Annotated in this window: 5 protein-coding genes; 2 read left to right on the forward strand and 3 right to left on the reverse strand. The window is 69.2% G+C overall.

Annotated features, from left to right (window positions below; genetic code table 11):
• Positions 1 to 273: 273 nt before the first annotated feature.
• From ACE3UY_RS16900 to ACE3UY_RS16910, 3 genes are all read right to left on the reverse strand, one after another.
• Positions 274 to 1,413 carry a GNAT family N-acetyltransferase gene (locus ACE3UY_RS16900; RefSeq protein ID WP_374688662.1) on the reverse strand — a complete coding sequence of 380 codons (1,140 nt, stop codon included), beginning with the start codon at positions 1,411 to 1,413 and terminating at the stop codon, positions 274 to 276.
• Between the two features lie 52 nt (positions 1,414 to 1,465).
• Positions 1,466 to 2,146, reverse strand: a complete 681-nt coding sequence (gene nth, locus ACE3UY_RS16905; RefSeq protein ID WP_374688663.1) for an endonuclease III — start codon at positions 2,144 to 2,146, stop codon at positions 1,466 to 1,468.
• A 159-nt stretch (positions 2,147 to 2,305) separates the two neighbouring features.
• Positions 2,306 to 3,379 carry a hypothetical protein gene (locus ACE3UY_RS16910; protein ID WP_374688664.1) on the reverse strand — a complete coding sequence of 358 codons (1,074 nt, stop codon included), beginning with the start codon at positions 3,377 to 3,379 and terminating at the stop codon, positions 2,306 to 2,308.
• Between the two features lie 829 nt (positions 3,380 to 4,208).
• Here ACE3UY_RS16910 and ACE3UY_RS16915 point away from each other — a divergent pair.
• Together ACE3UY_RS16915 and rpiA are read left to right on the forward strand one after the other, a co-directional pair.
• A complete protein-coding gene (locus tag ACE3UY_RS16915) occupies positions 4,209 to 6,245 on the forward strand; it encodes an amylo-alpha-1,6-glucosidase (protein WP_374688665.1) in 2,037 nt (678 codons plus the stop codon).
• Complete coding sequence (rpiA, locus tag ACE3UY_RS16920; protein ID WP_374688666.1) at positions 6,242 to 6,928, forward strand: ribose-5-phosphate isomerase RpiA; 687 nt, start codon at positions 6,242 to 6,244, stop codon at positions 6,926 to 6,928. The genes ACE3UY_RS16915 and rpiA overlap by 4 nt, the downstream gene beginning before the upstream one ends.
• Positions 6,929 to 6,949 lie beyond the last annotated feature (21 nt).

Raw genomic sequence — 6,949 nt, forward strand, 5'->3', positions numbered from 1 at the left:
CGGCTTGTTTGCCAACCGCTGGATGAAATCATCAAATCGGCGCTCCAAATCCTCGTCCAACAGGGCGTTGAGAACTTTGGAGCGGGAATCGGGGTCCAATTGACGGACCGCGCCGATCAACTGGTCTAACGTTATTTGAACGTTGGAAACGGTTATGGTCGTGTCGGCCATCATTTCACTCTCCGCGTTGAATTCGCTTTCATTGTAGCATAGGATGGCTGGCCATTTACGAGGCGATTATGTTGGCGTTGCCGGTCAAGCCACGCGGTTCTCTCAAAACGACCGTTCGTATAACCGATACGTCTGCCGCGCCTCGGCCGCTGGGCCGAGGAGTTCGGCGACGGGTGACGGCCCCTCGCGCGGCTGCCAGATGGGGCCAAGGGTCAGCGTCTCCCAGCCACGCTCGCGGGCGTCGCGCAGCGTCCGCTGCCACAGCTGGCGGCCGATGCCCTGCCCGCGCCACTCGGGCAAGACCGCGCCGAAGATGACCCGCCCCGCCCGCGCCGTCGAGGAGGCCGGCCGGCGACCGAGCGCCCACCGGCGGCCCAGCCGCCAATAGCTGCCGGTCGTGTCCCGCTGGGCCAGCACGAAGCCGACCGGCGTGTAATCGATCTCCGCCAGATAAGCGGCCGGCGAGCCAAGCCCCAGTTGGCTCAGGATGAACGCCGTCTCGATCTCATCCGGCGGCGGGAAGCCGGCCACGGGGTTCTCCGTGGCCGCGACGAGCAGCGGGCGCAGATCGGTCGCCAGCCGCGCCGGGTCGAAGGGACGGATGGCGGCCCGGCCGGGCGGCACGAGCGGTGGCACGGGCGGGACGGCGACGCGGTAGAGCCGGGCGTCTTGCAGCGGGTGCAACCGTCGCTCCAGCAGTTCCGGCAGATAGGGTGGGTTGCCGGGCGTGTGGCGCGGCGGCCACGCATCCCACGAATCGATCAGCGCGCCGGAGCCGAGGTGGGGCGACAGGCCGACCGGGCCGACCACCCGGCGGTAGCCGTCGAGCGCCAGGCGCTCCGTCACGTGATTGTACAGCCGTTCAAACGCCTCGTCGTCGGGGTGCAGGTGGAGCAGCCCCAGGTGGGCGGTCCGGCCCCGGCGGCGCGGATCGACGATGACGACCGCCGCGGCCAGCGTCCGCTCGAAGATGCTGGTCAGCGGAATCTCCTGCTGGCCGGCGCGGCTGCGACTGACCCCCGTGCGGTGGAGGGCGTCCACGCGCAGCAGGTGCGCGTCCAGCCGGGCCAGGTGTGGGGTGGCGCGGGGGTCGAGCGCGCGGCGCACCTGCCGGTAATCCGGCGGCGTCCAGCGGTCATCGTCGCGGTAGATCGCTGCCCAGGCGCGCGCGAACGCTCGCCGTTGCCAAAACGTGGCCTCGGCCGCGGCGATCGACTCGATCCGATAATTGAAATAGGGCATGCCGAGTGACAAGCAACCACTGACCACGTACGGGCGGGTTTGAAACCCGCCCCTACCGGTGACTACCGACCATCCCCGCCGACGGGCAGATGTCGTTCAACGGACAGCCGGGGCAATTGGGCTTGCGGGCGGTGCAGACGCGGCGGCCGTGCCAGATAAGCAGGTGGGCGATCTCGATCCAGCTCTCGCGCGGGATGATCGCCATCAGGTCGCGCTCGACCTTGACCGGGTCGGTCGCCGCGGTCAGCCCCAGCCGCCCGGCCAGTCGCTTGACGTGGGTATCGACGGTGACGCCGTCGGCCAGGCCATAGACCTCGCCGCGCACGACGTTGGCCGTCTTGCGGGCCACGCCGGGCAGCGTTAGCAGCGCCTCCATCTCCGGCGGAACCACGCCGCCGTACTCGGTCAACAGCCGTTGGGCCGCCTCGCGCAGAAAGCGCGCCTTGTTGCGGAAAAAGCCCGTCGGCCGGACGATCGCTTCCAGTTCGGCCGGGTCGGCCGCGGCCAGCGCCTCCAGCGTGGGGTAGCGGGCGAAGAGGGCCGGCGTGGTCAGGTTCACCCGCTCGTCGGTGCACTGAGCCGACAGGATAACGGCCATCAGCAGTTGCGCCGGCGTCTCGTAGTCCAGCGCGCAGTGGGCGTCAGGGTAGGCGGCGCGCAGGCGGGCGATCACCTCGGCCACGTAGGCCGCCCGGTCAGTGGCGTTCGCGCTCAATGGGGCTTCACCGATCATAGCTCATCAATAAACACATCTGGAGACACCGCACACCTCGCGGATAAGCGTTCAAAATCTGCGTAATCTGCGAAATCGGCGGATTCTTTCTTCCGGATGCTACACAGGAATGTGACTTAGGTGCAACCCACTTCGGAAAGTGGGTCGCACCGGCGTGCCCTAAGGCGCATCCAACGGGAACGGCCCCCAGCAGGTGAACCCCACCGGCGCGAACAGCGTCTCGAAGCGGTTGGCGTCCAGATAGAGCACGAGCGGCTGTTCCAGTTGCGGGTAGGTCACGCGGTAACTATCGAGTTGCGCGTCGCCGTGGCTCTCCGACCCCAGCCACTCGTAGGCGATGGGCTGGCGCAGCGGGCTGAGCAGTGCGCCCAGATAGGTCGCGCCCCGCTCGCGGGCCGCCGCCCCGCCGCCGATGCGCACCGGGTTGTCGCGCGAGTAGCCGTAGGTGGTGTCCACCGAGCGCGGGCAACTCAGCGCGGTCGAGATGGGAAAGAACTGCACCGAGCCGAGCAGCCGGCGGAAGTCCGCGCCGGCGCGTTGCGTCCACGCTTCGGCCCCGGCGGCCACGTTCGCCATGCCGAAGGCGTAAAAGGTCTGCCCCTCGGCCGGGCGGGTGGTGACGACCTGGCCCATGACCGGGCCATTGGGCATCGCGCCGGATAGGTCAGCGGCCAGCCCCGCCGCGCCGCCGACGGTCATGGGGTAAGGCGCGCCGGCCTGCAAGGTTGTGCCGGTCGCCTCGTTGATGGTTTGCAGGGCGATCTGGAGCGACTCCTCCATCGAGCGGCCGGCGTTCTGCTCCGGCCCGCCGGCCAGCGAGAGCATGCTGCCGCGCGGGTCGGTCAGGATGGTCTGGCCGCCGTCGAAGCGCATCTCGTAGCCGCGCACCGGCCAGAAGGAGTAGCCGCCCGTCCAGGAGAACTGCTGCCCCGGCTCGGTCGCCGCCGGGATGGGCGTCTCGGTCGGCGGCGGGGTGTCGGTGGGGATGAGCGCGGCCACGGCCGGCTGCGTGCGCTTGACGACCGGCGTGCCCGTGGGCGCGGGCGTCAGGGTGGGGGCGGCCGTGGGCGTGGCGATGGCTGTAGGCGTGGCTGGCGGGGCGGTTGGCGCGGTTGTGGCGGCCGAGGGCGTGGCGGTGGGTGGTCGCCCCTCTTCCTCGGAATCCAGACAGCCGCATAGGCTAAGAGCCAGCAATAGAACGGCGACGATTAACGGGTTTGGGCGGCGCATCATGTCCTCCTCATTCGGCCCCTTCTAGTATAAATCCACCAGCCTCGCGCGTCTATAAAGAGGTCGCCAGGCCCAGGGCAATCACATACACGTCAACTTGCTGCCAGAAATTGAATGGCGACCGGCGGGGGCGTTGCGCTAAGATGGAAGCGCCTGAACGCGCCGAGGCGCCGCCCTGCGCGACTTCGCCCGCCCGCTACCCGGCTGGGCACGCCGTGACCGTTATCCGGCGCCGGATAAGGCGGCCGGCCCCCCACCGGTAGCGCTGACAGACCCAGCCCCACACGCGGCTGGAGCGGGACGAATGGTCGTCGCCGGCGGCAGCCATCGAACGCGGTCAACGGCCCGGCGACTTTCGCGTCTTCGACAGCGACGCCCGGCGACCGGCCCGTCGCGCTTGCGCGCAGCGCGTCGTGGGGAATCTGCTGCGCCCGGCGCGGCCCAGACGGTGGGCGCGGGTGGGTCGCGCGCGGCCCGGCGGGGTGTGGGCGACGGCCAACGGCTGCCGCCCTGTTCAACGCGCGTTGTGGCAACATGCCGGCCTGGGACTGGCGGTGGGTCTGAACAGTCTGAAGGGTCTGAAGGGTTTTCCGCAAACTCCTCACGTAAGAGAATCACTTGGCGAAGTTTGCGAAAAACCCTTCAGACCCTTCAGACTATTCAGAGGAGGTGGGTTTTTGGACGGTTGGGGGTGGCGGTTATAGGCGATTGCCCTACCCGACGGCCTCTTCTCAGTGCGCAAATGGGCAATTACCGCTATAGTACGGCCCCCAATGACCCACGAACGACCCATGTCACAAGCCGGCAATAGCACGCAAACAGGGAGTGACGCATGAATTTTGACTTTGGCCGCGAGGTATGCGGCCATCTGCCTGTCGCCAGCCGGCGGGAGTGGCTGGTCACCAACGGGATCGGCGGCTTCGCCTCCGGAACCATCGCCGGCATGTTGTCGCGGCGCTACCACGGCCTGCTGATGGCCGCGCTGCAGCCGCCGCTCGGCCGGACGCTGCTGCTGGCCAAGCTGGACGAGACGGCCGACTACGACGGCGTCCGCGCCGACAGCGGCCGGCTCTTCCCGCTCTACACCAACCGCTGGGAAGATGGCACGGTGGAGGGCAACGGCCACCATCACCTCAACCGCTTCCATCTGGAAGGCGCGACCCCGGTCTGGACCTACGCCTGCGCCAACGCCCTGCTGGAAAAGCGCATCTGGATGCAGCCCGGCGCGAACACGACCTACGTCCAGTACCGGCTGACCCGCGCCACCGGCCCGATGGGTCTGGCGATCAAGGCGTTCGGCAACTACCGCGACTACCACAGCACGACGATCATGAACGGCTGGCAGCCCGACGTGGCGACGGTGACCGCCGCCGGGGGGCGCGGCGTGCGCGTACGCATGTTCGACGAGGCCGCGCCGTTCTACCTGTTCAGCGACCGGGCCGACGTCACGCCCCAGTTCGAGTGGTACGAAGATTTCTTCCTGGCCGTCGAAGAGGCCCGCGGCCAGCGCGACGTGACCGAGGATCACCTCTATCTGGCCCAGTTCCACATCACCCTGCGGGCGGGCGAGACGTTCGCCATCGTCGCCAGCACCGAGCCGTCGCCCAACCTGGACAGCACGGCGGCCTACGCCGAGCGGGAAGTGTATGAGGCAGCGCTGCTCGACCGCGCGGCTGGCCGCGGCGCCGGCTCCGGCGCGGCGCTGTCGCAGCCGTTCCGCCAGCTGGCGCTGGCCGCCGACCAGTTTATCGTCAGCCGGCCCACGGCGGCCGACCCGGCCGGCAAGTCCATCATCGCCGGCTACCACTGGTTCAGCGACTGGGGCCGCGACACGATGATCGCCCTGCCCGGCCTGACGCTGACCACCGGCCGGCCGGAGGTGGCGGCCAGCATCCTGCGCACCTACGCCCAGTTCGTCGATCAGGGCATGTTGCCCAACCGCTTCCCCGACGCGGGCGAGACGCCGGAGTACAACACGGTAGACGCCACGCTGTGGTACTTCCACGCCCTGCGCGAGTACGTCGCCGCCACGGGCGACACGGCTCTGTTGCGCGAGCTTTACCCGACGCTGGTGGACATCATCGCGTGGCACCTCCGCGGCACGCGCTATGGCATTCGCGCCGACGAAGGGGACGGCTTGCTCCATGCCGGCGAGGCGGGCATCCAGTTGACCTGGATGGACGTGAAGATCGATGACTGGGTCGTCACGCCGCGCACGGGCAAGGCGGTGGAGATCAACGCCCTGTGGTACAACGCCCTGCGCTTCATGGAGGAGTTCGCCGGCCAACTGGGCGAGGACGGCCGCCGCTACGCCGACTTGGCCGCGCGCGCCGAAAAAGGGTTCGAGCGCTTCTGGAGCGCCAACCTGGGTTACTGCCACGACGTGCTCGATACGCCCAATGGCGGCCCGGATAGCAGCCTGCGCCCCAATCAACTGCTGGCCGTGTCGCTGCCCCATAGCCCGCTGACCGCTGAGCAGCAGCGCTCTGTGGTCGACGCCTGCGCCCGCCACCTGCTGACCGCCCACGGTCTGCGCTCCCTCTCGCCCGACGACAAGGCCTACATCGGCCAGTACGGCGGCGACCGGCGCAAGCGGGATGGAGCGTACCATCAGGGCACGGTCTGGGGCTGGCTCATCGGCCCGTTCATCGCCGCCCATTTGCGCGTCTATGGGGACGTGGCCGAAGCGCGCAGCTACCTGTCGCCGCTGCTGCAACACCTGGTCGATCACGGCATCGGCAGCATCAGCGAGATCTTCGAGGGGGACGCGCCCTTCGAGCCGCGCGGCTGCATCGCCCAGGCGTGGAGCGTGGCCGAGGCGCTGCGCGCCTGGCGGCTGACCGGGAACGGCGAGCGGGAGGCGTCATGAGCGACCTGGAGACGTTGAAGCGCCAGGCAGCCGAGCGGGCCGTCGAGTACGTCGCCTCCGGCATGGTGGTGGGGCTGGGCACGGGCAGCACGGCCGTCCACGCCGTCCGGCGCATCGGCGCGCTGCTGGCCGAAGGGCGGTTGCAGCGCATCGTCGGCATCCCCACGGCCGAGGTCACCGCGCGCGAGGCGGAGCGGGCCGGCGTGCCGCTGGGCACACTGGACGATCATCCGTCGGTGGACATCACCATCGACGGCGCGGACGAGATCGACCCGCAGCTGAACCTGATCAAGGGGCTGGGCGGAGCGCTGCTGCGCGAGAAGATCGTCGCCGCGGCTTCGCGCCGGCTGATCATCGTCGCCGACGCCGGCAAGCGGGTGGAGCAGTTGGGCACGCGCGCCCCCGTGCCGGTGGAGGTCATCCCCTTCGCCCGGCGGCCGGCGGCCGACTACCTGACCTCGCTGGGCGCGCGCGTCGTCGAACGGCGGCGCGACGGGCAACTCTTCCGCACCGACGAGGGCAACCTCATCCTCGACTGCCACTTTCCGGGGCTGACCGACCCGCGCGGCATGGCTCAACTCATCCGCGCCCAGCCCGGCGTTGTGGAGCACGGCCTCTTCCTCGGCCTGGCGACGGAGGCCATTGTCGCCGGGGAGCGGGGGGTGGTGGTGTTGGAGGCGTGAGCAGAGCAGGGGGGCGGGGGA

This window comes from Promineifilum sp. (SeqCode) (assembly GCF_041918635.1).
GTDB lineage: Bacteria > Chloroflexota > Anaerolineae > Promineifilales > Promineifilaceae > Promineifilum.

Bases quoted from the DNA above. Each gene is read 5' to 3' on its own strand.
- ACE3UY_RS16900 (WP_374688662.1), bottom strand. From the start codon at position 1,413: ATGCCCTATTTCAATTATCGGATCGAGTCGATCGCCGCGGCCGAGGCC.
- nth (WP_374688663.1), bottom strand. From the start codon at position 2,146: ATGATCGGTGAAGCCCCATTGAGCGCGAACGCCACTGACCGGGCGGCC.
- ACE3UY_RS16910 (WP_374688664.1), bottom strand. From the start codon at position 3,379: ATGATGCGCCGCCCAAACCCGTTAATCGTCGCCGTTCTATTGCTGGCT.
- ACE3UY_RS16915 (WP_374688665.1), top strand. From the start codon at position 4,209: ATGAATTTTGACTTTGGCCGCGAGGTATGCGGCCATCTGCCTGTCGCC.
- rpiA (WP_374688666.1), top strand. From the start codon at position 6,242: ATGAGCGACCTGGAGACGTTGAAGCGCCAGGCAGCCGAGCGGGCCGTC.